The sequence below is a fragment of the Agrobacterium sp. LAD9 genome, assembly GCF_003031125.1.
Lineage (GTDB): Bacteria > Pseudomonadota > Alphaproteobacteria > Rhizobiales > Rhizobiaceae > Agrobacterium > Agrobacterium radiobacter.
Genome location: NZ_PHGS01000015.1, coordinates 173951 through 197334, shown reverse-complemented (window position 1 = coordinate 197334; position 23384 = coordinate 173951). Strand labels below are relative to the sequence as shown.

General features: G+C 58.2%; 19 protein-coding genes. 12 read left to right on the top strand and 7 right to left on the bottom strand.

From position 1 onward, the window contains the following. Positions 1-186: 186 nt before the first annotated feature. Both hutC and DA915_RS17370 read right to left on the bottom strand, forming a co-directional pair. Complete coding sequence (gene hutC / locus DA915_RS17375; protein ID WP_192886586.1) at positions 187-909, bottom strand: histidine utilization repressor; 723 nt, start codon at positions 907-909, stop codon at positions 187-189. A gap of 54 nt (positions 910-963) precedes the next feature. Next, positions 964-2310, bottom strand: coding sequence for a formimidoylglutamate deiminase (locus tag DA915_RS17370; RefSeq protein ID WP_107676723.1), 1347 nt, complete (start codon positions 2308-2310; stop codon positions 964-966). A 114-nt stretch (positions 2311-2424) separates the two neighbouring features. Here DA915_RS17370 and hutI point away from each other — a divergent pair, with 114 nt between their 5' ends. The 5 genes from hutI to DA915_RS17345 all read left to right on the top strand — a co-directional run bounded on the left by hutI (position 2425) and on the right by DA915_RS17345 (position 8343). Beyond that, entirely contained in the window at positions 2425-3684 is a 1260-nt protein-coding gene (gene hutI / locus DA915_RS17365; RefSeq protein ID WP_107676722.1) for an imidazolonepropionase, read from the top strand. Then, entirely contained in the window at positions 3681-5225 is a 1545-nt protein-coding gene (gene hutH / locus DA915_RS17360; protein ID WP_003505803.1) for a histidine ammonia-lyase, read from the top strand. The genes hutI and hutH overlap by 4 nt, the downstream gene beginning before the upstream one ends. A 1-nt stretch (position 5226) precedes the next feature. Then, positions 5227-6027: an N-formylglutamate deformylase gene (hutG, locus tag DA915_RS17355; RefSeq protein ID WP_107676721.1), complete on the top strand. Its 801-nt coding sequence runs from the start codon at positions 5227-5229 to the stop codon at positions 6025-6027. An 11-nt stretch (positions 6028-6038) separates the two neighbouring features. Further along, on the top strand, positions 6039-7712 hold the full coding sequence (hutU, locus tag DA915_RS17350; RefSeq protein WP_003505808.1) for a urocanate hydratase: 1674 nt from the start codon (positions 6039-6041) through the stop codon (positions 7710-7712). Positions 7713-7773: 61 nt separating this feature from the next. Then, positions 7774-8343 carry a HutD family protein gene (locus tag DA915_RS17345; protein ID WP_107676720.1) on the top strand — a complete coding sequence of 190 codons (570 nt, stop codon included), beginning with the start codon at positions 7774-7776 and terminating at the stop codon, positions 8341-8343. Positions 8344-8401: 58 nt separating this feature from the next. Here the strand turns inward: DA915_RS17345 and DA915_RS17340 are convergent, their stop codons facing one another. The 4 genes from DA915_RS17340 to DA915_RS17325 all read right to left on the bottom strand — a co-directional run bounded on the left by DA915_RS17340 (position 8402) and on the right by DA915_RS17325 (position 13238). Then, on the bottom strand, positions 8402-9880 hold the full coding sequence (locus DA915_RS17340; protein WP_107676719.1) for a M81 family metallopeptidase: 1479 nt from the start codon (positions 9878-9880) through the stop codon (positions 8402-8404). A 71-nt stretch (positions 9881-9951) separates the two neighbouring features. Then, entirely contained in the window at positions 9952-11040 is a 1089-nt protein-coding gene (locus tag DA915_RS17335; protein WP_107676731.1) for a D-TA family PLP-dependent enzyme, read from the bottom strand. Positions 11041-11071: 31 nt separating this feature from the next. After that, a complete protein-coding gene (locus tag DA915_RS17330) occupies positions 11072-11467 on the bottom strand; it encodes a RidA family protein (RefSeq protein WP_020009231.1) in 396 nt (131 codons plus the stop codon). A gap of 385 nt (positions 11468-11852) precedes the next feature. Continuing rightward, the gene (locus tag DA915_RS17325) at positions 11853-13238 is read right to left on the bottom strand and encodes an FAD/NAD(P)-binding protein (RefSeq protein WP_107676718.1); all 1386 of its coding nucleotides are present in this window, start codon (positions 13236-13238) and stop codon (positions 11853-11855) included. Positions 13239-13672: 434 nt separating this feature from the next. Here DA915_RS17325 and repA point away from each other — a divergent pair, with 434 nt between their 5' ends. The 6 genes from repA (at position 13673) to DA915_RS17295 (ending at position 19634) form a co-directional block, all read left to right on the top strand. Then, positions 13673-14887, top strand: coding sequence for a plasmid partitioning protein RepA (gene repA, locus DA915_RS17320; protein WP_026363408.1), 1215 nt, complete (start codon positions 13673-13675; stop codon positions 14885-14887). Next, positions 14884-15897, top strand: a complete 1014-nt coding sequence (repB, locus tag DA915_RS17315) for a plasmid partitioning protein RepB (RefSeq protein WP_003505821.1) — start codon at positions 14884-14886, stop codon at positions 15895-15897. Before repA ends, repB begins: the two co-directional genes overlap by 4 nt. 185 nt (positions 15898-16082) lie before the next feature. Continuing rightward, the gene (gene repC, locus DA915_RS17310; RefSeq protein WP_107676717.1) at positions 16083-17360 is read left to right on the top strand and encodes a plasmid replication protein RepC; all 1278 of its coding nucleotides are present in this window, start codon (positions 16083-16085) and stop codon (positions 17358-17360) included. A gap of 458 nt (positions 17361-17818) precedes the next feature. Next, positions 17819-18031: a hypothetical protein gene (locus DA915_RS17305; RefSeq protein WP_003505824.1), complete on the top strand. Its 213-nt coding sequence runs from the start codon at positions 17819-17821 to the stop codon at positions 18029-18031. 65 nt (positions 18032-18096) lie between these two features. Then, the gene (locus DA915_RS17300) at positions 18097-18381 is read left to right on the top strand and encodes a hypothetical protein (RefSeq protein ID WP_107676730.1); all 285 of its coding nucleotides are present in this window, start codon (positions 18097-18099) and stop codon (positions 18379-18381) included. A 53-nt stretch (positions 18382-18434) separates the two neighbouring features. Continuing rightward, entirely contained in the window at positions 18435-19634 is a 1200-nt protein-coding gene (locus tag DA915_RS17295) for a low temperature requirement protein A (protein WP_107676716.1), read from the top strand. 7 nt (positions 19635-19641) lie between these two features. Here DA915_RS17295 and DA915_RS17290 read toward each other — a convergent pair whose 3' ends face one another. After that, positions 19642-21111: a glycosyl transferase family protein gene (locus DA915_RS17290; RefSeq protein WP_107676715.1), complete on the bottom strand. Its 1470-nt coding sequence runs from the start codon at positions 21109-21111 to the stop codon at positions 19642-19644. A gap of 147 nt (positions 21112-21258) precedes the next feature. On the opposite strand from DA915_RS17290, the gene DA915_RS17285 reads away from it, so the two are divergent. Next, complete coding sequence (locus DA915_RS17285) at positions 21259-23367, top strand: TonB-dependent siderophore receptor (RefSeq protein WP_107676714.1); 2109 nt, start codon at positions 21259-21261, stop codon at positions 23365-23367. Positions 23368-23384 lie beyond the last annotated feature (17 nt).

The following is a 23384-nucleotide window of genomic DNA, read 5'->3' as shown; positions in this document are numbered from 1 at the left end:
CAACACAGCAATATCAAAAAAATCAAGAAATGTGACAGATCACTGATTTTAAAAGGGAATTTGAGATTAATCGTACAGATTAACGGATTTTAACGACTTTCGCCGTGCAAACGATAAGTGGGATTAGCCTTCCCCTATATAGGGTTTCCATTTCGCAATTAAAGGACGCGAGAGACCTTGCGGATATCAGTCGGAAGACGGGCTGAAACGGGCGACCAGAGCATGGGCATTGCCAGGATAGGTGAAGCGCACATAGGTCACGGCACCGGAATTGCTCCAGGTACGACGCTCGACCACAAGACAGGCCTGCCTGTCGGAGATGCCGAGCAGGCGCGCGATCTCCTTCGACGGCGCCTCGGCGCTGATCCGATGTTCGGCAGTGCTCCACGGAACATGGCCAAGCAGCCAGGGGCCCGGCGCAATTTCGGTAAAATCGGTTTCAGCCGCTTCCGGCACCGCCGTCAGACTGATAAGACGCTGCTCGACACAGAATTCGCGCGCACCGGCGAAATGGATGCAGAGAATCTCGAGCAACGATGTGCCGACGGAAACGTCGAGCCGCTCACGATCCCCGCTTTTGGCGCTGCGCTTTTCGCGCTCCAGGATCTTGAAGCCATATTCGAGGCCAAGGGATTCGACTTCCGCCCCGATGTCATGAATTTGCAGAACGGCAGACTGGATCTGCGGCTGGCGAACGAAACTGCCGGATTTCTTGCGGCGTTCGATCAAGCCGGCCTTGGCGAGTTGGCCCATGACCTTGTTCACCGTCATGCGCGAACAGTGATACTGATCGGCGAGGTCTACCTCGAAAGGCAGCCGGTGGCCCGGCGGCCATTCTCCCGAAACGATCCGGCCCTCGATGTCGCTGAGGATACGCTGGTGCAGGGTTTGCCCGGCCGCTGCTTTCATCACGTCCGCAATGCCTTTCCCCACTGGCTTTTTCCCGTTTCTGCCGAGCCCATATCAGCTATCGAGAAGTTCGGCCATGACCTTGTTGAAACGATCGGATATTTCACGACGGTGGATATGCCGGCCGGCTTGCACACGCTTTTTGCCACGCACCCAAACGGAATCGACGCCAACACCACCCGCAAATATCCACTGATCGAGAAACTGGGATATCGGAAGATAAGAAACGGCGGAAACATCAAGAGCGACAAAATCCGCACTTTTCCCGCTTTCCAGACCATTTGGCGACGCCAGAGCCCTTCCGCCGCCCTCGAGCGCCTGCCGGAAGAGTTTTTCTCCCGTGGAATGGCCGGCATCGGCGATGACATTGCGTGCCCGATGTGAGAGACGCTGCGAATATTCGAGGGTTCGCAATTCTTCCGGCACGGAAATCAGAATGTTGGAATCGGATCCGACGCCGTAATGGCCGTTTTCGCCGAGAAACGCCGGAGCCGGGAAAATACCGTCGCCGAGATTAGCCTCGGTGATCGGGCAAAGACCGGCCACTGCACCGCTTTTCGCCATACGGCGCGTTTCGGTTTCCGTCATATGTGTCGCGTGGATAAGGCACCAGCGACCATCGACCGGCGCGTTTTCAAGCAGCCATTCCACCGGTCTCGCACCGGAAAAAGCGAGTGAATCGTCCACTTCCTTCGTTTGTTCCGCCACATGAATATGGATCGGCCCACCCTTTGCCAGCGGCTCGATGGCTGCCAGCTCGTCGCCGGTTACGGCACGCAGGCTGTGTGGCGCAATGCCGAGGACCGCACCCGGCAATTTGTCCGCCACGGCCTGTGCGCCCTGCATCAGCTTTCCATAACTGTCGAGCGAATGGATGAAGCGTTTCTGCCCATCGATCGGAGTCTGGCCGCCGAAACCGGAATGGGCGTAAAAGACCGGCAGCAAGGTGAGACCGATGCCCGTCTGCGACGCGGCCGCGCCGATGCGTTCGGCCATTTCGGCGATATTGCCGTAATGCGAACCGTCCCTGTCATTATGCAGATAGTGAAATTCGCCGACCCTTCCGAAACCGGCCTCCAGCATTTCCATATAAAGCTGGGCGGCAACGGCCTCGACATGGTCAGGCGTCATGGAGAGCGCGAATTTGTACATGACGGTGCGCCAGCTCCAGAAACTGTCGTCACCCGGGCCGCGGATTTCGGCAAGCCCGGCCATGGCCCGCTGAAAGGCATGGCTGTGGAGATTGGGCATGGCTGGAACGATGACGGCGTGACGCTCATCCTGCGGCTGCGGGGAAACACCGGTTTCGACGGATGAAATAACGCCGTCATCGCAGATGATGCGAACATCCTTCGCCCATCCACCCGCCAGAAGCGCTGCGCCCGCGTGAATTGCCGTCATGCCACCCTCTCCTTTGGTTCTGTCCGGCAAGGCTATTTCAAACGCGAAATTGCAGCTTGCCAAGCCGATTATTATGTATATACATTTAACTCACAAAGGAAAGGCGAAAAGCAAATGCCAGGGAACAAATCTGCAAACGGAACGGCGACGGGGAACGCCACGGCTTTGTGGCGCAACGCCCGGCTGGCAAGCTTCAACCCCGACATGGATGGCATCGGCGCCGTCGAAAATGCCGTGATTGCCGTACGTAACGGCCGCATCGCCTTTGCTGGTCCTGAAAGCGATCTGCCCGCCGATCTGGCGACAGCCGATGACACCACCGATTGCGGCGGCCGCTGGATCACCCCTGCCCTGATCGACTGCCACACCCATCTTGTCTTCGGCGGCAATCGCGCCATGGAATTCGAGATGCGGTTGAACGGTGCGACCTATGAAGAGATCGCCAAGGCCGGCGGCGGCATTGTTTCTTCGGTGCGCGATACGCGCGCGCTTTCGGAAGAGGTTCTGGTGGCGCAGGCGCTTCCGCGTCTCGACACCCTTCTTTCCGAAGGCGTTTCCACAGTCGAAATCAAATCCGGTTACGGTCTCGACATCGAAACCGAACTGAAGATGCTGCGCGTTGCGCGCAGGCTTGAGGCATTACGGCCGGTGCGTATCGTCACCAGCTATCTCGCCGCACACGCGACACCTGCAGACTATAAGGGCCGTAACGCCGATTATATTGGCGACGTTGTTCTGCCGGGGCTGGAAAAGGCGCATGCGGAAGGACTGGCGGATGCGGTTGACGGCTTCTGCGAAGGCATCGCCTTTTCCGTCGCGGAGATCGACCGGGTTTTCAAGGCCGCTAAACAGCTCGGACTTCCGGTCAAGCTGCATGCGGAGCAGCTTTCCAACCTTGGCGGTTCCGAGCTTGCGGCATCCTATAATGCGCTGTCGGCCGATCACCTGGAATATCTTGATGAAGCCGGTGCGAAGGCGCTGGCGGAAGCAGGAACCGTGGCCGTGCTTCTTCCCGGTGCCTTTTATGCGCTGCGCGAAAAGCAGCTGCCGCCGGTACAGGCACTGCGCGATGCCGGAGCCGACATTGCGCTCGCAACGGACTGCAATCCCGGCACTTCGCCGCTCACCTCCCTGCTGCTGACCATGAATATGGGCGCCACGCTTTTCCGCATGACCGTGGAAGAGTGTCTGACGGCGACGACACGCAATGCGGCAAAGGCGCTCGGCCTGCTTGCGGAAACCGGCACGCTGGAGGCCGGAAAATCGGCTGATTTTGCCATCTGGGATATCGAGCGTCCGGCCGAGCTTGTCTATCGCATCGGTTTTAATCCGCTCCATGCCCGTATTTTCAAGGGACAGAAGGTTTCCCCATGACCATAAAAGCCATCACCCTTCATCCAGGCGCCGTGACGCTTGCCGAGCTTTCCACCATATACTGGGAAAACGGTACGGCAAAGCTCGACCGCAGCTTCGATGCCGGCATTGAAAAGGCAGCAGCCCGCATCGCGGAGATTGCTGCCGGCAATGCGCCGGTCTACGGCATCAATACCGGTTTCGGCAAACTTGCCTCCATCAAGATCGACGCGGCCGATGTGGCGACGCTGCAGCGCAATCTCATCCTGTCGCATTGCTGCGGGGTCGGCGCACCGCTTCCCGAAAATATCGTGCGGCTGATCATGGCGCTGAAGCTGGTTTCGCTCGGCCGCGGCGCATCCGGCGTGCGGCTGGAACTGGTGCGGCTGATCGAAGCCATGCTTGAGAAGGGTGTCATTCCCGTCATTCCCGAAAAGGGTTCGGTCGGCGCTTCCGGCGATCTCGCGCCGCTGGCCCATATGGCCGCGGTGATGATGGGCGAAGGCGAGGCCTTTTATGAGGGAGCGCTTCTGCCCGCCGGCCAAGCGCTTGCGAAAGCCGGATTGACCCCGGTGGTTCTGGCAGCCAAGGAAGGGCTTGCACTTATCAACGGCACGCAGACCTCGACGGCGCTGGCGCTCGCCGGTCTTTTCCGCGCCCATCGCGCGGCACAGGCGGCGCTTATCACCGGCGCGCTTTCCACCGATGCCGCCATGGGGTCGTCTGCACCTTTCCATCCCGATATTCACAGCCTGCGCGGCCATAAGGGCCAGATTGACGCGGGAGCGGCGCTTCGTAATCTGCTGGATGGTTCGGAAATCCGCGTTAGCCACATCGAGGGCGACGAGCGGGTGCAGGACCCCTATTGCATCCGTTGCCAGCCGCAGGTGGATGGCGCCTGCCTCGATCTTCTGCGGCAGGTGGCCCGCACACTGGAAATCGAAGCCAATGCCGTAACCGACAATCCGCTGGTGCTTTCAGACAATTCCGTCGTCTCCGGCGGCAATTTCCACGCGGAACCGGTTGCATTTGCCGCCGATCAGACGGCGCTTGCCATTTGCGAAATCGGCGCGATCGCCCAGCGTCGTGTGGCGCTTCTGGTCGATCCGGCCCTTTCCTATGGGCTGCCGGCCTTTCTTTCCAAGAAGCCAGGGCTGAATTCCGGCCTGATGATCGCCGAAGTCACCTCCGCCGCGCTGATGAGCGAGAACAAGCAGATGGCGCATCCGGCCTCGGTCGATTCGACGCCGACCTCCGCCAATCAGGAAGACCATGTGTCCATGGCCTGCCACGGTGCACGACGTCTGCTGCCGATGACGGACAATCTCTTCGCTATCCTTGGCATCGAGGCGCTTTCGGCAATTCAGGGTGTGGAGTTACGCGGGCCGCTGAAAACCAGCCCCGAATTGCAGAAGGTGATTGCCGCGCTACGCGCCACGATCCCGTCGCTGGAAGAAGACCGTTATATGGCGCCGGACCTGAAGGCGGCGGCAGAGCTGATCGCTTCCGGCGCTCTGGTCTCGGCAATTTCGGGCGGCATTCTGCCGAAGCTGGAGGTTTGAGATGCGTGTCTTTGACATCAAGGAAGGTTCATCGCCGATCATTCTCGGGCTACCCCACACCGGCACGGATGTGCCGGCGGATATCTGGCAACGCCTGAACGAAAACGGCAAATTGCTGGCCGATACCGACTGGCATATTCACGAGCTCTATGCGGATCTGATCCAAGAAGCGACGACGGTGCGTGCCACCTTTCATCGGTACGTGATCGACGCCAACCGCGACCCCGCCGGGGTGAGCCTTTATCCGGGCCAGAACACAACAGGGCTTGTTCCGGAGACCGATTTCGACGGCAAGCCGATCTGGAATGAAGGGCAGGAGCCCACTCAGGACGACATCGCATACCGTCTGGAAACCTTTCACGCGCCCTATCACGCAGCGCTTGCGGCGGAAATCGAACGGGTCAAATCCATTCATGGCATCGCCATTCTCTATGATTGCCATTCGATCCGTTCGCATATTCCCTTCCTGTTCGAAGGCAAGCTGCCGGATTTCAACATCGGCACGGATATGGGCGCAACTTGCGACCCCGCGATCGAAAAAATCGCTGTCGAAGCGACCGCCGCTGCAGAGGGTTACGACAGCATCCTGAACGGTCGCTTCAAAGGCGGCTGGACGACGCGCCATTACGGAAAACCGCAGAGCAGCGTGCACTCCATCCAGATGGAGCTGGCGCAGTCCACCCATCTTCAAACCGAGACGCCGCCTTTCGCCTATGACGCGGGCAAGGCCGACCGGCTTCGCTCCCATCTCAAAACCATTCTCACGCGCATGGAAAAATTTGCGCTCGACACGAAACGATAAGGGGAAAACACATGAACAATCCACGCCACAATATTCGCGATGTCCGCGCGCCGCAGGGCACTGAACTCAATGCCAAGAGCTGGATGACGGAAGCCCCGCTGCGCATGCTGATGAACAATCTCGACCCCGATGTCGCCGAGCGCCCGCATGAGCTGGTGGTTTATGGCGGTATCGGCCGCGCTGCCCGCACCTGGGACGATTTCGACCGCATCGTCGCCACGCTGAAAGATCTGAACGAGGATGAAACCCTCATCGTGCAGTCCGGCAAGCCGGTCGGTGTATTCCGCACCCACAAGGATGCGCCGCGCGTCCTGATCGCCAATTCCAACCTCGTGCCGCACTGGGCGAACTGGGATCACTTCAACGAGCTGGATAAGAAGGGCCTTGCCATGTACGGCCAGATGACGGCCGGTTCGTGGATCTACATCGGTACGCAGGGCATCGTGCAGGGCACCTATGAAACCTTCATCGAGGCCGGCCGCCAGCATTATGACGGCAACCTGAAGGGCAAGTGGATCCTGACCGGCGGTCTCGGCGGCATGGGCGGCGCACAGCCGCTGGCCGCCGTCATGGCCGGCGCCTGCTGCCTTGCCGTCGAATGCGATGAAACCCGCGTCGATTTCCGTCTGCGTACCCGTTATGTCGATGCGAAGGCGCATACGCTCGATGAGGCGCTGGCGCTGATCGACCAATGGACCAAGGCGGGCGAGGCGAAATCCGTCGGCCTGATCGGCAATGCGGCGGAAATCTTCCCGGAACTCGTCCGTCGCGGCGTTCGTCCCGATATCGTCACCGACCAGACCTCGGCGCATGATCCCGTCCATGGTTATCTTCCGGCCGGATGGACCGTTGCCGAATGGCGTGCCAAGCAGGAAAGCGACCCGAAGGCCGTTGCCGCCGCAGCGCGCGCCTCCATGAAGGTGCATGTTCAGGCCATGGTCGATTTCTGGAACGCCGGCGTTCCGACGCTCGATTACGGCAACAATATCCGCCAGGTCGCCAAGGATGAGGGGCTGGAGAACGCCTTTGCCTTCCCGGGCTTCGTGCCGGCCTATATCCGCCCGCTGTTTTGCCGTGGCATCGGCCCGTTCCGCTGGGCGGCCCTGTCAGGTGATCCGGAAGACATCTACAAGACCGACGCCAAGGTGAAGGAACTGCTGCCTGACAACAAGCATCTGCACAATTGGCTCGACATGGCGCGCGAGCGCATCGCATTCCAGGGCCTGCCGGCACGTATTTGCTGGGTCGGCCTTGGCGACCGCCATCGTCTTGGGCTTGCCTTCAATGAAATGGTGAAGAACGGCGAGCTGAAGGCGCCTGTTGTCATCGGCCGTGACCATCTCGACAGCGGCTCCGTCGCCTCGCCCAACCGCGAGACCGAAGCCATGAAGGACGGCTCGGACGCCGTTTCCGACTGGCCGCTCCTCAATGCGCTGCTCAACACGGCATCCGGCGCGACCTGGGTTTCGCTGCATCACGGCGGCGGCGTCGGCATGGGCTTCTCGCAGCATTCCGGCATGGTCATCTGCGCCGATGGCACCGACGATGCGGCCCGCCGGCTGGAGCGCGTGCTCTGGAACGACCCGGCAACCGGCGTGATGCGCCATGCCGATGCCGGTTACGACATCGCCGTGGAATGCGCCAAGGAACAGGGCCTGCGCCTGCCCGGCATCCTCGGCAATTGATCCTGCCACGGCCGGAAATGGGGAACACCGTTTCCGGCCGATCTTTCAAAAGTGGACAACCATGACCCTGCTGCGCACAAGCGACTACAAGCGAATGCCCTGGAAAAACGGCGGCGGCGAGACCGTGGAAATCGCCATCTTTCCGCCAGGCTCTTCCGTCGATGATTTCGACTGGCGTATCAGCATGGCGACGGTCGCAAGCGACGGGCCGTTTTCGATCTTTCCCGGAATAGACCGCACCCTGTCCATTCTTGAGGGAAACGGCATGGCGCTGGCAATTGCGGCCGCCGATCCACTGATGCTGACCGTGGAAAGCCAGCCCCTGCCCTTTCCGGCCGATGTTCCCGTCAATGCGATCTTATCCGACGGCGCGATCACCGATCTGAACGTCATGACCCGCCGTTCGACCTTTCGCCATGTCGTCAGGAGGCACTCCGGGCCGTTTTCGGGGAAAACAGGCGGCAACACGACACTTATCCTGGCACTCGATCCGCTGACGGTTTCCACCGGTGACGGCAAGGAGCAGCTGGGGAAGCTGGATGGTCTGCTGATCGAAGGCGGCTTACCGTTCACAGTCGAAGCAGGTCAAAACGAAAGCGCGTTTTTCCTGATCACGCTTGAGCGCCTCTGAAGCCTTTCCAGAAAAAGGCTTCAGAGTTCCGTCCCGATAGTGCTCGAACGGCTGCCGCTCAATCCAGGCCCAGCGGATCAGCCACCCGTGGCCAAAGCTCGAGGCTCGCCTTGCGATAGGGCGTTTTTGCCGGATCGGTCGGATAGGACGTCGGGGCCGCGATATAAACGATCTCGGAGGCGACCGGCGCAAAGCCGGCATGGAAATGGTTGGTCGACTTGACCAGCAGCACGTCTTTTTTCGCGAAATCGATGCCTAGATTGGAAAAGATATCCGGCTCATAAGTCTGCGTCCGGCTGGTAATGAGGATGATATCGATCTCCGTGCCGAGCGGCCGCACGACAGCGGCGCGGCCGAGTGTTACGCGGCTGTTGCGGAAACTCTGCCAGCCGGCCTCGGCCGTGCGCATCACCTTTATACGGAAATCGAGCGGTTCGCCGCCTTGCGGGCTGGATTTTCCGCCGATGCGCAGGTCAATCTCGGCACCCTCCCCCGCCGCGTGACAGAAAGACACGGCGATCGGGTCCCAGATCGTCGCGACAGCGAAATTGTCCATGCCGTGGTCCACCATGCGCCGCAGAATATGGGTGGCATCACCGGCGACACCGCCACCCGGATTGTCCCAGATGTCCGATACCACGACCGGCTTCTCCTGATTGCCGCTGCGAATGGCGAGAACCCGGTCGAGACCCGTTTCCGTATCCAGCATTGGCATGGCTGTCAGCTTGCGCATGGCATAGAGCTCGCGGCCGAGCTTTTCAGCCAGCGCCTCACCCTTCGCCCTGTTATTATCGGTGACGACAACGATGCGCGTTCCCATATCCGGTACGTCGCCGGCCATGAAACCATGAATGACCGAAATCGACAGGATGCCGTCCCTGCCCTCCATTGCCTTCAGCCGGTCGACATAAGAACGCATCGGCTCGCGGCTGGTGGGATAAATAGTGATCATGCGGCAATCGAAAGTCGAGATGACCGGTTTGATCTCTCCCCGAAGCGTGCGCAGCGCCATCTCCACCACATGTTCGCCGCGCTCTTCGAAATCCGTGTGCGGAAACTCCAGAAACGTCGCCATGATGTCGAGATTTTTGACCCGGAGCGCCGTCAGGTGGCTGTGGGGATCGAATTCCGCCGCGACCAGCACTTCCGGTCCAACCATCGCGCGGATGCGGGAGAGGAAATCGCCTTCCGGATCGTCATAACCCTGCGCCACCATGGCTCCATGCAGGCCAAGGACCACGGCATCGACGGGCATGGCGGCGGCGAGTTCGGCAAGAATCGTGTCCCGCAACGTTTCATAAGTCTGGCGCTGGATAAGTCCCGCCGGTTCCGCCCAGCAGGAGGTTCCCTCAATCACCGTGAACCCTTCCGCCTTGCCGCGACGACGCAGGATCGGCACGGGCGACGAGCAGAGCGTCGGCGTTTCGGGATGCTCGCCCGGCCCGGCATAAAAAGCCGCACGAAAAGCGTCCATATCCGTCGGCACGGGGGAAAACGTGTTGGTTTCAGTGGCGAGCGACGCCGTGAAGATGCGCATATTTCCAGATTCTCGTTGCCGGTATCTGCATTTTCGCAGCTTCCGATTCCAGTTTAATTAGCCGGGTAACTTTACCAGACGGTACCGCGCGCTGCGACCTTCTCAACGCGTGTTACGACACCGTTTCGATGGAAAACCATCCTGTCGAAAAGATTGCTGACGACGCAGGTATGGTTTGGCACGACCTTGACCACATCACCGATTTCAGGCCGCCCGGAGGCGCAGCCGGACAGATCAACGACGGCGTGTTCTTCCGAAAGCGAGACGATTTTTGCGCCCTCATAACCTTCGATCAGCCCATAATCGCTGAAACCCAGGAGATCCGAGGTCAAGGCCTTGGATCCGCTGTCCAGCACGGCCCGATCGGCCGTAGGCCTCGAAACGACGGTGGCGAGAACATGCATGGCGAGATCGCCTGCCGTGCAATGTCCCGCGCGCAGCATGGCGCGATCATTATAGACATAGGTGCCTGCCCGATGTTCGGTCGCGGAAGGAACGAGATGGGCGGAATAAAAATCGGGCGAACCGCCGCTGGAACGGACCGGGCAGTCAATGCCCCTTGCCGCAAGCAACGCCATGGTTTTGCGAAGGAAGTTTTCCACCGTCTCGGCCCCATCAGGTGCCGGATAGGTCAAAATACCCTTGAATGTGAGGCCCGGGGCCGCAACAATCTTTTCCGCAAGCGCCAATGCCGCTTCCGGCGTCTGCACACCGCAGCGCTTGCCGCCCGTATCGCATTCGACAAGTACGGCAAGCGGCTTTGCCGCCTCGAATGTATCGGCAAGACCGGCAATCGTGACCGCGCTATCGGCAACCACGCTCAGCCCGCCGATGCGCGCATTCAACGCCTTCAGTTGCGAAAGCTTTGCCGCACCGAGAATATTGTAGGTGATCAGGATATCATCGAAACCGGCATCCGCGAAAACTTCCGCCTCACTGACTTTCTGGCAATTAATGCCGATCGCGCCGGCCTGCAGCTGCTGTTTTGCGACAGCCGGTATCTTGTGCGTCTTGATATGCGGACGGAAAGCCTTACCGTGTTCATCCAGATAGGATTGCGCCCTGAGGATATTGGCACTGAGCCTGTCCTCGTCAATGACGGGCATTGGCGTCGAAATCGCATTGAGGGGTGTGCCCGCATCAGGCCAGGGATAGGTCATCATTTACTCTCAAAAATAGGCAAATTGGGCTTCAAGCCAGCGGCTTATAAGCGATAACGTCCATTTCCACCTTGGCATCGACCATCAGCGGTGATTGCACGGTCGAGCGCGCGGGTGGATGATCGATGAAATATTTCTGGAAAACGGCGTTGAAGCTCGAAAAATCCCGCGCATCATCCAGCCAGACATTGACCTTGACCACATCGGCAAGCGTACAATCCGCCAGCGCCAGAACATCCCTGATATTCGCGACCACCTGCTCGGTCTGCGCCACGATTCCGCCGGTCACGACCTCGCCATCAACAGTCGGCACCTGCCCCGAAACATAAACGAAATCACCGGCGCGAACGGCCTTGGCAAATGGCCGACGCTGTCCGCCGGCCTGACTGTCCGCCGTCTCGTATCTTACCAGTTTCTGTTTCTGCATTGGTCCTCGCAAATTATTTTCATAATTTCAGAAATTTACAGGGTTTATAGCCTCTTTTATGACGAACTTCCATAAGCTATGTAAATTATTTAGCAATCGCGGACATTACCCCGCAAAGACGGTCTCGTTCTATTACCCCAGTTGATTGCGGGAATGCGCGCTTTGAAGGCAAAAAGCGGTACTTCACCAAAGAACGTTTGTTGCTATCGTGCGGAAAGCCCACGCGACATTCATCAGCCGCCTCGAATCCGCGAATTCGGCCTCCAATGAATAGTCCGCACATTCATTCAAAGAAAAAGTTTGCCGCGGCTAACATCAGAATCAAGAGGCGCCGAGAATGTCTGTTATGACGGCACCTCTCGCTATGGTCGATTCTTCGGCCGGATCAGCCCTGTGCAGCAACCCGATCATTCGCGGTCACTCTCCGCGTAATCTCCCGTGCGATCTTCTGTGTCTGCACACGAATATCCGGAACAGCGGTTATCTCCCAGAACCGGCCTGCCGTCAGCGCACCCGCAGCGAAAAGACCGGGCCAGCTTCGTCCGTCCGTCCGCAGCAAATGGGAGTGGTCGTCAACCTCGACCCCGAGCCCGAAAGGGTCGAGTGAAATAACACCCTCGCCGCACATGGCTTCAAGAAGCCGCGAATGACCGATGCCGGCCCGCTCCATGCCCGTGCAATTGACGACCCAATCGACCTGAAGTTCCCTCACCACTTGTGTATGTCTGCGGCGGTAGCGCACGGCAATCCCCTCCTCCCCTTCGTCTATGGACCGGAGGTAACCCGCATGAATTTCCAGAATGCCGTCCGAGAGCAACTTCTCGAAAGCACCAGAGACCTCAGGCGCGATGCGGTGCCGATGGATATTCCACCAAGGCAAGGCATGCCGAAGAAACCGGCTGCGCTGCGCAGGTGTAAGGCGTTGCCACAGCAATTGTGTTTTCGGCCGCAAACCATCCATAACGGTGCGCCACGGTGCGCCATCGCTGACCTGTTTGCGTAGAGACTGCAGCAATAGGCTGATCTCCGTCGAGCCATCAGGCAGCTCAGGCTCCGTGGGGGGAGCAGGCGGGCTGACATGCGGATGCGGCACCAGGCCGCGTCGGGAGAGAACATGGATCGGGCCTTGATGCCCTTTTCCCCGCAGGGTTAGAACCTGATCGATCATCGTCAGACCCGAACCCAGAATACAGATGCGATCTCCGGCCTTGACTTTGGACAGCCATCCCGGCTGCCAGCAGTGACCGATGATACGTTGTGGCCCCTCTTCTTCCCTCGCGACAGTTTGCACCGGCAAACTCGCCGCGCCGACACCGAGACACAAAACGACATTTTGCGCGCGCAGCTGCTCGCCATTCTCCAGAGCGAAAGAGAATCCACCCTTGCCATCCGGGCGACAGGCCGAAGCCTTGGCCCGAACGAAATCCACCCGCGCCCGTTGCTCCCTACTTCTAAGCAAACCCGCCAGCCTGTCGCGAAGATAAAGACCATAGTCTCCACGCGAGGCGAACAGCAGAGGATCCTCCGCTATCCCATTTTCCGCCAACCAGTCGACAAAATCACCGGGGCGGTCAGGGAAGACACTCATTCGCCCGGCTGGCACATTCAGCCGATGATAGGGAAGTTCGGTACGATAGGCGGTGCCGCGCCCGAAATCCGATTCATCGCCCACGATAGCGATCGAGGCTTCCGCCGGCAGGGACGATAAAAGATGAGCGGCAGTACAAATGGCCGAGAAACCCGACCCGACGAGAGCGACATCATAGGACATTCATTCCTCCAACCTGCGACAGCTTGAACAGCCAGACGACGGGCGTCGAACCCAACGATACTCTAGTCAATGAGTAGAGATTAAACATCCGCGAATGTCCACCCTTCACTTTTTGCCGCGGGATGATCGGATGTGCCGTGGGTCAAAACCAAAAAGTTGGCCGCGGCAAACTTCTGCGCGGGCATGCATTCCTTGTGTGAAAAGACGCGATCCGCGCCCGTCTGTCTGATCGTCAGGGCGAAGTTAGCCGCGGCTAACCGTCAAACTGTCACAAAAAACAAAAGTGATTCTTCCACAATGCCTTAGCGGCACTTTCGCACCTGAGAAAAAAGCCTATTGCGCCAAAAAGAGAATCGGCGCTTATATCTCAGTTGCGGAAAAAACCGCCTTTTTCGAAAAAAACCGCTACTGCAATTTCGAGCGAAAGAAGACCGATGACACAGAGTGCCGATTTAAGACGTGCCGCAGGAGCACCCGACCTGACGAGTCTTATACAACAGCATTCGGCTGCGTTGTCAGCCCAATTGCAGGCTCATAATGCAAATACATTTTCACCACACACCGAAAAGAGCATGCGCCATTTCTCACCGGCAGAAACCGCGCGGCTGATCGGTATCGGCGAGGCCTATCTTCGTCAGATCGCCGCCGAACGCCCGGAACTCGATGCGGCCCAAGCCTCCGGCCGCCGTTCCTATTCGGTTGAGGATATGGACGAGATCAGAAAATTCCTTGATCAGGGCGCGCGCGGCACCCGCCGTTATCTGCCACACCGCCGTGATGGCGAAGAGTTGCAGGTCATCGCCGTCATGAACTTCAAGGGCGGTTCTGGAAAAACCACGACATCTGCACATCTGGCGCAATATCTGGCGCTGCGCGGTTACCGGGTGCTCGCCATCGATCTCGATCCGCAGGCCAGCCTGTCCGCGCTCTTCGGTCATCAGCCAGAGATTGATGTCGGTCCGAATGAAACGCTTTATGGCGCCATTCGTTACGATGACGAACGCCGGCCGATCGCTGAAATCGTTCGCGGCACCTATATTCCTAATCTCCATATCGTTCCGGGCAATCTGGAACTCATGGAATTCGAACATGACACGCCCCGCGCTCTGATGCGCCGCGCACCCGGCGATACACTCTTTTTCGCCCGCATTGGTCAGGCAATTGCCCAGGCGCAGAATTTCTACGATGTCGTCGTCATCGATTGCCCGCCGCAGCTTGGTTATCTGACGCTTTCGGCGCTGACCGCCGCCACATCCGTCCTCGTCACCGTTCATCCGCAAATGCTGGATGTGATGTCGATGAACCAGTTCCTTGCCATGACCGGCGACCTTCTCGCCGAAATCGGCAGGGCGGGCGCACGTTCCGACTATAACTGGATGCGTTATCTGATCACCCGTTTTGAACCGAGCGACGGACCGCAGAACCAGATGGTCGCCTTCCTGCGCTCGATTTTCGGTGAAAACGTCCTCATCCACCCGATGCTGAAGAGCACGGCCGTCTCGGATGCCGGACTGACCAACCAGACACTTTTCGAAGTGGAAAGAACCCAGTTCACCCGGTCCACCTATGACCGTGCGCTGGAAGCCATGAACAACGTAAACGCTGAAATCGAAGGACTGATTAAAAAAGCGTGGGGTAGGGCAGCATGAGCAGAAAACAGATATTCGCCAATCTTGGCACTCCGGCCGCCGACAGCAATGAGACCGCATCCGAGCGGTCGCGTCCGCGTATCAGGCCCATCCTTGGTTCCCCGGAACTCGTGACCGACGTTCTGAATTCCCCGGTTGGTATGATCGGCCAGTCGCTCAGCGAGGTATCGGAACGCGCCAAGCGTGCGGAAGAAATCGAAAGGCAGCTCGCAGAAGGTCTCACGATCGTTTCGCTCAACCCTGCCGATATCGATCCCTCTTTCATACCTGATCGCATGCCAGCCTCCGAAGAGGCGGATGCAGGTCTGGTTGAAGCCATTCGTGAACAGGGCCAGCAGGTTCCCATTCTGGTGCGCCCGCATCCCGAATTCCCCGGCCGTTATCAGGTCGCCTTTGGTCACCGTCGCCTGCGCGCCGTCTCCAGCCTCGGTATTCCGGTCAAGGCCGTCGTACGTGATCTCAGCGATGAGCAGCTCGTCGTTGCCCAGGGACAGGAAAACAACGAGCGTCGGGATCTCACCTATATCGAAAAGGCGCGCTTTGCCCAGAAACTGCAGATACGGTTTCCGCGGGATACGATCATGGCCGCCATGTCGCTGCACAAGGGCGATCTCTCCAACATGCTGTCGGTTGTCGGCCGCATTCCGGAGGATCTTGTCGATCTTATTGGCCCCGCCCCAACTGTTGGCCGTCGTAACTGGATGGACCTTGCCGATCAGCTTTCCTCTTCTCAGGTCAAGGAAGCGGCCCGTGCCTATGTGAGGGATGCCTCGGTTGCTGCCCTGCCATCGGAAGACCGTTTCAAGTCGCTTCTGGATTTTCTGAAGCCCAAGGCGCAGGCAAAAAAAACCGGTGTCTGGTCATCCGAAACCGGCGGCCGGCTGGCAAAGGTCGTCGAAAGCGACCGCAAGCTGGATATCTCTATCGACAAGAACGAAGCACCGGAATTTGCCGAGTTCGTTCTGGAACATCTTCAAACGCTGTTTGCCGAATACCGGTCCAAGCAGTGAGTTTTAACTCGAACGACTAACAGGAGACGCATCACAAAAGAAAAAAGCCCCCGAACGTTGCCGCGCGGAAGCCTTTCTTTGATTTAAGCACCCGAAGAATCTCATTTCCGCGAATCATAGTCAAGAGTCTTGGCATCGAATTTTTCGGTGAGCGATTTTCTTTTGCCTTGTGAAAGGTGAAAGACATGGACAGCACATGTGTAACGACGCCCTTTGGGCGGCGAGCGATGTCGTTTGGCGTCCTCGCGACTCAATTTGCCACGCAGAAAAACAAGAAGATCGAAGCGGTCGATAAATGGAAACTCTATCGTTCGGTCTGTGAAGCCAGGCCTTTGCTTGGCGTGACCGATCGCTCGCTTGCGGTCCTGAACGCGCTTTTGAGTTTTTATCCCAAGAACGAACTTTCCAGCGAAGCCGGTTTGGTCGTCTTCCCGTCGAATGCGCAATTGTCACTCCGTGCCCACGGCATGGCCGAACAGACATTGCGCCGGCATCTTTCGGCTCTTGTCGAAGCCGGCCTCATCATTCGCAAGGACAGCCCGAACGGAAAACGATACGCCCGCAAACACCGGGGAGGGGAAATCAGCGAGGCGTACGGTTTTTCGCTGGCACCGCTTCTTGCCCGCAAAGCGGAAATTGAGGAACTCGCCGAACGCATCGTCAGCGAGCGGCTCGATCTTCAGCGGCTTCGTGAAAGTATCAGCCTTTGCCGCCGCGATATCCAGAAACTCTGCGACATGATTGCTGCGAGCGGTCAGGTCGAAGCCTTCGAAGGGTTTCAGACACGTTACAACGCCATTGCCCGCTCTCTCGGTCGCAATTCCAAGCCCGCGGAACTCAAAGAAATCGGCGGTTTTTTGGCCTCTTTGCGTGCTGAAGTAACCAACTATCTGGAAAATATTGAAAAATCGGAAAATTTGGGCGGCAATGACTGCCAAAATGAGCGCCTCATAAAGAATTCAGAATCCGAATCCATATCTAAACGGCAGGATTTGCACGAACCGGTAACCACTGCACCTGCCAGCACGGTAAGCGCCCAGCCGGCATATGCGGCACCCATCAGTGCAAAACCTTCACCGCCATCGCCAAAGCCTGTTCTTCATAAGCAATTTTTTGTTCCTGATATTGTTTTGGTTTTGAAGGCTTGCCCTGATATCACGCTCTATGCCCCAGGCGGAGCGGTTACAGGCTGGCGCGATCTGGAAGTGGCGACATCGGTGATCAAAACCATGTTCAACATCAGCCAGTCCGCCTATCAGGATGCGCTTGCCACATTTGGCCGACAGGGAACCGCAGCCATTCTCGCCTGCCTTCTGCAGAAAGCAGACCAGATAAGTTCGCTTGGCGGGTATCTGCGCAATCTGACCCGTAAGGCGCAGGAAGGCGGCTTCGACCTGCAGACAATGCTTCTGGCGCAGTTGAGAGGGCGTAAGGACACTATGGAGGCCAGCATGCCATGCTGAGTTAACGGAGCGTGGAAAACGGTCTCTGCTTGCGGAAAAAGCAGACCGAAGTTACATTGACGCCGTTTCCGCAAGAAAAAGAGATTCGCATGAGGCTGCTGATATCAACAGTGCAGCCAAGGGGTTTCTATGGTTAATGCAGGGTAATGAAAACTAAGTCCGAATTAGCTTTCGTTTGCGTTTTTCCGTGATTGCTTTCAAACGCTTGAGTCGGGCATACTTTTCGTCGGAAAAGCGCTGGCAAGGGCAGAAAAGTGCAATCTGTATGCACCGATCACCTGTCAAAGTGGGCGTGTAGCACCGGATAAAAGGCGTGTCCGGCCGCTGTAAAAACCCGGGATGAGTTCCACGGGAATGCACATTTGAAAGACGATGGGCCTCGGGTGGAGGCGGGCGATGTTGAACTTTCGGCAAGGTCCCGCGTTTGCGCTTCATTGCTTAAACGGATGGCTGAGCCGATGAATTTTCCGGATGATATGGAACTCTCCGTCGCTCTCTATATGGCGGACAACGCTTTGCCCCGGGACAGGGCCATTGAAAAGCTTCTGAGGGCGGAGCTCGAAAACGCCGGCCATCTTCCCGGCGGTCAAGGTAGGCCGCCCGAAATCATCGATGGGCAACCGAGCGCGGACTATGTCCAATATAGCTCCTACCTCGATGAGGACATCTGAAAGGGGCGGAACCAAAGCGGGCGAGGGCGGTTTATGGCGCAAACAATTGTGCCAGGATGCGTCCCATGTTTCCAAGATCATTTTTTCTCGCAGCCGCGCTCGCCACTATGACGGGCTTGCCGGTATTTGCCCAACCTATCGAGGTCAGCACGCTCGAGGTTTCCAGGGCAGATAGCACCCCACTTCCGCCAAAGGTCTTGGTCCCGAACTACATCACCGACGTGTCGGGAAAAAAGGTTCGTCTGGTCGGGCCGCGTTTTTATCCCGACAGTGCGCGGGCGCTGGAGTTTCCCGGTCAAAAATTGAACCCGGTCGAAGCGGGCAGCGAAGAGATTTTTTCCCAACGGTGAGAGGCCATTGGTGAGCGGACGTATCGCGACAACCAACATCTGACGGGGGTGGCATGAGAGCCAAGGGCGAGACTTATTCACGCAAGGCGGATGGGGAAAGCTGGATAAGGCGGGAGGGGCAGGATGCCGGAAAAGCCAGTTTCCCCGAATTGTTCTTCGATCTGGTCTTCGTTTTCGCGCTGATCCAGCTCTCTCACGCCCTCGCCAAAGATTTTGGGCCGACGGCCGCGCTTGAGGCGGGCATCCTGATATTATCGCTTTGGTGGCTATGGATACACACCACCTGGATCACAAACCTGTTGAACACGGAAAAGGAACCGGTCAGGATTTTGCTGTTTGTCCTGATGTTCGGTGGCGTTTTGCTCGCCATCGCGCTGCCGGAGGCTTTTGCGGAACAGGGCCTTGTCTTCGCCCTGATCTACAGCGCGATGCAGGTGGGGCGAAGCCTCTTTGCGCTGTATGCTTTCAAGGATGAAGACCGGCAGTCTTTTCTGGTATTTGTGCGCGTGACGATCTGGCTCGCGGTATCAAGCCTGTTCTGGCTGGCCGGTGGATTGGTCGATCTGGCGGATCGCATTCTTCTGTGGGGCATCGCGCTTGCAATAGAATATGCCGGTCCCGCCTGCCGTTATGTCGTGCCGGGCGTGGCCTCAAGCGACGAGGACAGGCTGCATCTTTCCGGCGAGCATCTGGCGGAGCGATGTGCGCTTTTCGTCATCATCTGCCTAGGAGAAACGATCCTCACCACGGGGCGCACGGCCACGGAATATATGAATTCTGGTCTGACATTCATCGTCTTCTGCTCGGCTTTCGTCAGCACCGTGGCGATGTGGTGGATCTATTTTCATCACGGGCAGGAAGAGGCTTCGAGAAAAGCCGAGAACGCCGAAGAAAAAGCGAAGATTGCCCATAATCTTTTTAACTACGGGCACTTGCCCATTGTAGCCGGCATTATCCTGACGGCGGTAGGTGAGGATTTCAGCCTCTCCCACGCGCGCGAAGGCGCGACCATGCGGGAGGCCATCGCCATTCTCGGCGGTCCCGTCCTGTTTCTGGCCGGCAATATCGGCGTCAAGATTGCCGCCGCCTATCAGCGGCCGGTTTCGCATTTTGCCGGCGTGGTGGCGCTCTGCCTGCTTTTGCCGGTACCGGGTATTCCGCTTTTTGTGCTGCAACTGGCAAGCACGGGAATTCTCCTGCTCGTCGCCCTCTGGGAATATCTGGCGCTAAAAAAAGCAGGCACCAATGCCTGACGGCTAGTCACGCATTGGCCAGATTACGCGCCCTGTCGTTCCAGAGCCGAAGGCTACGTGCATAGGCTTCCTCAAAGGGCAGAGTCATATCATTGACCAGCATCAGCGCGATGGCGGCGGTGGAAATGATGATGGTTTCGGCTCTTTCGTCCCTCGCCGCCCCCGTCCAGACCGCCCGCCAATATTCGAAAGTGGTGAACATGGTCGGCATTTCGGCGGGCGGCGCCTCGCGGGCGGGAATGAGGAATTCGATATCCCTGCCCTTTGAAAGGCCAAAAATCCGGGTGGTGCGGAAAGGGGTGAATTGCGCAAAATCCCGCGTATTGCCGAGAATGGCGAGGTTTTCCACCGAAAGCAGCCGCGCTGTGTCCCGGTGAAGTTCCTGATAGGATGGCCGGGCCACGCCGATGATAGTGCTTCGGGCGCGAAGCGGGTTGAGAAGATGGACGACCGTGTTGAGCGGCAGGCGCATCTCCAGAATGCCATGCAGGCCGAGCAGGCTCTGAAATTGCAGGGACAGGCCACCGATCGGCAGATAGGCGATACGTTCTGAGGATGTGGCTTCGGCCGCCTGTGAAAGCGAATGGCAAAGGGGAATGCCGCAGGCCTGTGCGGCAAGTTCAAGCTTGCCGCCGTTTTCGCCCTGACCCACATGGCCGTGCAAGAGAACGCTGTATCCCGCCATGGAAACCAGGCGGGCTGAATGCAGGAACCATGGCGCATCGCGATGTTTCGGCGACATGTAGGCCGGCCAGTCAAGATCCGCCGCCGCCGGCTGCTGCCGATCTCTTTCGATATGTTGCCACATGGCCTCGATGAAGCCGGCAAGTTCGGCCGCGGTCACGCCGCGATAATGCATGGTGGCGAGCAGTGCGCCGATCTGTATGGGATCGGCATCGCCCTCGAGAATGATCGACAGCGCATCCATCGCCTCGTCTTGGGCGAGCGGTCGGCTGTTGCCGATGCCCATTGCCGAGGTCGCGATATATTTGGCAAGCCGGTGCTGCGGATCGGCATTGTGCCCAATGCGGGCGAGACGGTCGGCAATATTTTCCGGTGTCGGCTGGCCTTCCAGAAGAACGCTGGGGCGAAGGGAAAGCGGCGGCGCCTTCATCAATACCGGCTGTTCCCAACCGCTTTTATCGAAGGCGGCCGGCGCCTCCGGTCTGTCCTGCGAATAGTCGATCAGGTTTTCGGCCTCCGCCGCCAGCGAACGAATGCGCAGCCGCATATTCTCCGCAAAGGGGGTAGGGCGCAGGCCCTGGCCAGTACGCAAAAAAAGTTGGTCTCCGTATCTTTCCCGGAGCTGTTGCAGGATGCGGCTCATTGAAGATGTCGGCAGTCCCATGCCCGCCGCAGCCCGGCTTACACTGCCTTCCCGCAACAACGCATCAAAAGCGACAAGTAATTTCAGTTGTCCGAGCCTGTCGGGTTTTGTCGTGGAGGCTGGTTCTTCTTTTCTCTTGCCGGTTGTCATCTTGCGATTTTTTTACTCCGCCGCTTATTCGGGGAGCCCTTTTTGCAATTTCTGGAATTTAGAACTGTTCGAAAACAAACGCGTTGCGCCCGCACCCCCTCCTAAATAAGTGGGGTTAAATTCTCAAGTTAAATGCGGGGGCGTAACATGGAATTGAAGTACCGCGGTCAGAACAGGGCTGCGACAATAATAAAGACCGGTGTTTCTGCAGCAATGGCGGGCACGGCTTTGGGCCTTGCTATGCCGGCTTTCGCGCAGCAGGCCCCCGAGGGAACCACGGTTCTTCAGCAGATTGTGGTCACCGCATCCGGCTTCGAGCAGAATGTGAAGGATGCTCCGGCCAGCATCACGGTTGTCACGCGGGAAGATCTGGAAAAAGGGTCCTACCGCGATCTGACCGATGCATTGCGCGAAGTTCAGGGCGTGTCCGTCACCGGCATTGCCAATGAAAAGGATATTTTCATTCGCGGATTGCCCGGCGCTTACACGCTGGTTCTGGTTGACGGCAAGCGGCAGAGCACACGCGATGCCCGCACAAACGGCAATTCCGGCTTCGAACAGAGTTTCGTGCCGCCGGTTTCGGCGATCGAACGCATCGAGGTAGTGCGTGGGCCGATGTCCTCGCTTTATGGTTCGGATGCCATGGGCGGCGTCATCAACATCATCACCCGCAAGGTCGGCGATGTCTGGTCCGGCTCGGTCACGACCGAAGGCACGGTTCAGCAACATTCCAAATTCGGCAATAGCGGTCAGGTCTCCTGGTATGCCAACGGACCGATCCTGAAGGACCAGCTCGGCCTGCAGGTCTGGGGCAGGGGCTTCACGCGCGGCGAAGATGGTATTCTGAACGGCACCACAGGCGCCAGGGAATATGATTTCAACGGCCGCCTGACATTCACGCCGAATGAAGATCATGACATCTATCTCGAAGGCGGCAAGACGCGGCTGCGTCGCGACGCCGAACCCGGCGAGACGCTGGCAGCGACGGATGCCAACGGCACCTACAACACCAATACGCGTGACCATTGGTCCCTGTCGCATACCGGCCGCTGGGGGCCGACCACATCCGAATTCTCGTTCCAGCAGGAATGGGCGGAGCGCACCAACTTCACCAGAAATATCCGCACGGGCCGCGTGACCGAAAACCCGCGCTCGCCGGAAGTGCGCAATACCGTTCTCGACGGCAAGTTCACCACGCCCTTCGAATTGTTCGGCAACCACACGCTGGTCACGGGCGGACAATATTTCGAGGCGCGGCTGACGGACCAGAATCCGGGACGCCGCACCGGTCGCGATGAGACATTTTCGGCGACGCAATGGGCGCTCTTCCTTGAGGATGAATGGCGCATTGTCGATAATTTCGCGCTGACGGGCGGTCTTCGTCTCGATAATCACGAGAAGTATGGCAATCACTTCAGCCCGCGCCTTTATGGCGTCTGGAGTGCGACCGAAGAGCTGACCATCAAGGGCGGCATTTCCACCGGTTTCCGCGCCCCGGAAATCCGCCAGATCGCGCCGGGTTACGCCTATACGACGGGTGGCGGCGGCTGCAGCTATGGCCCAAGCGGCACCTGCGGCGTGATCATCGGTGATCCCAACCTCGAAGCGGAAAAGAGTACGAGCTACGAAGTCGCCGCCCTCTGGGACAATGGCGATGTTGCTCTCGGTGCCACCTATTTCTACACCGATTTCAAGGACAAGATTTCCAACGCGCTGGTGCTCAATCCGGATGGAACACCGGCCCGCTGGAGCGAAGACCGCAACTATCGTCTCTGGTATAACTACAACATCGACGATGCGGTCATTCAGGGTGTGGAACTGACGGCGACCTGGTATGCGACGCCGGAACTGACGCTGCGCGGCAACTATACCTATACGCATTCCGAACAGAAAACCGGTGACTACGAAGGTTTCCCGCTGGCGCGCACACCTGAGCATATGGCCAATCTACGCGGCGACTGGGTGACCCCGATCGATGGTCTGGAAGCCTGGGCCTCGCTGAATTACCACGGATCGGAAATCAACGCCGGCCCGCGCATCGGCACGAATGGCACGCCGGTGACGATCAATGGCAAGGCCGGTCGCAAATATGACGCCTACACCACGTTGGATATCGGGGCGAAATACGCGGTCGCCGAAAATGTCGACCTCAATGCCGCCGTCTACAATGTCTTCGACAAGGATGTCGGCACCGACGATTTTAACACCGTCATGGAAGGCCGACGTTTCTGGATCAGCATGACAGCGAAGTTCTGATCTGGACACAGTCACGA

What these genes read in the sequence shown, in the direction of transcription:
- DA915_RS17325 (WP_107676718.1), bottom strand. Translation starts at nt 13,238, where the DNA reads ATGTCCTATGATGTCGCTCTCGTCGGGTCGGGTTTCTCGGCCATTTGT.
- DA915_RS17285 (WP_107676714.1), top strand. Translation starts at nt 21,259, where the DNA reads ATGGAATTGAAGTACCGCGGTCAGAACAGGGCTGCGACAATAATAAAG.
- DA915_RS17335 (WP_107676731.1), bottom strand. Translation starts at nt 11,040, where the DNA reads ATGACCTATCCCTGGCCTGATGCGGGCACACCCCTCAATGCGATTTCG.
- repB (WP_003505821.1), top strand. Translation starts at nt 14,884, where the DNA reads ATGAGCAGAAAACAGATATTCGCCAATCTTGGCACTCCGGCCGCCGAC.
- repA (WP_026363408.1), top strand. Translation starts at nt 13,673, where the DNA reads ATGACACAGAGTGCCGATTTAAGACGTGCCGCAGGAGCACCCGACCTG.
- DA915_RS17370 (WP_107676723.1), bottom strand. Translation starts at nt 2,310, where the DNA reads ATGACGGCAATTCACGCGGGCGCAGCGCTTCTGGCGGGTGGATGGGCG.
- DA915_RS17290 (WP_107676715.1), bottom strand. Translation starts at nt 21,111, where the DNA reads ATGACAACCGGCAAGAGAAAAGAAGAACCAGCCTCCACGACAAAACCC.
- DA915_RS17295 (WP_107676716.1), top strand. Translation starts at nt 18,435, where the DNA reads ATGAGAGCCAAGGGCGAGACTTATTCACGCAAGGCGGATGGGGAAAGC.
- DA915_RS17345 (WP_107676720.1), top strand. Translation starts at nt 7,774, where the DNA reads ATGACCCTGCTGCGCACAAGCGACTACAAGCGAATGCCCTGGAAAAAC.
- DA915_RS17340 (WP_107676719.1), bottom strand. Translation starts at nt 9,880, where the DNA reads ATGCGCATCTTCACGGCGTCGCTCGCCACTGAAACCAACACGTTTTCC.
- DA915_RS17305 (WP_003505824.1), top strand. Translation starts at nt 17,819, where the DNA reads ATGAATTTTCCGGATGATATGGAACTCTCCGTCGCTCTCTATATGGCG.
- hutI (WP_107676722.1), top strand. Translation starts at nt 2,425, where the DNA reads ATGCCAGGGAACAAATCTGCAAACGGAACGGCGACGGGGAACGCCACG.
- DA915_RS17300 (WP_107676730.1), top strand. Translation starts at nt 18,097, where the DNA reads ATGTTTCCAAGATCATTTTTTCTCGCAGCCGCGCTCGCCACTATGACG.
- repC (WP_107676717.1), top strand. Translation starts at nt 16,083, where the DNA reads ATGGACAGCACATGTGTAACGACGCCCTTTGGGCGGCGAGCGATGTCG.
- DA915_RS17330 (WP_020009231.1), bottom strand. Translation starts at nt 11,467, where the DNA reads ATGCAGAAACAGAAACTGGTAAGATACGAGACGGCGGACAGTCAGGCC.
- hutU (WP_003505808.1), top strand. Translation starts at nt 6,039, where the DNA reads ATGAACAATCCACGCCACAATATTCGCGATGTCCGCGCGCCGCAGGGC.
- hutH (WP_003505803.1), top strand. Translation starts at nt 3,681, where the DNA reads ATGACCATAAAAGCCATCACCCTTCATCCAGGCGCCGTGACGCTTGCC.
- hutG (WP_107676721.1), top strand. Translation starts at nt 5,227, where the DNA reads ATGCGTGTCTTTGACATCAAGGAAGGTTCATCGCCGATCATTCTCGGG.
- hutC (WP_192886586.1), bottom strand. Translation starts at nt 909, where the DNA reads ATGAAAGCAGCGGCCGGGCAAACCCTGCACCAGCGTATCCTCAGCGAC.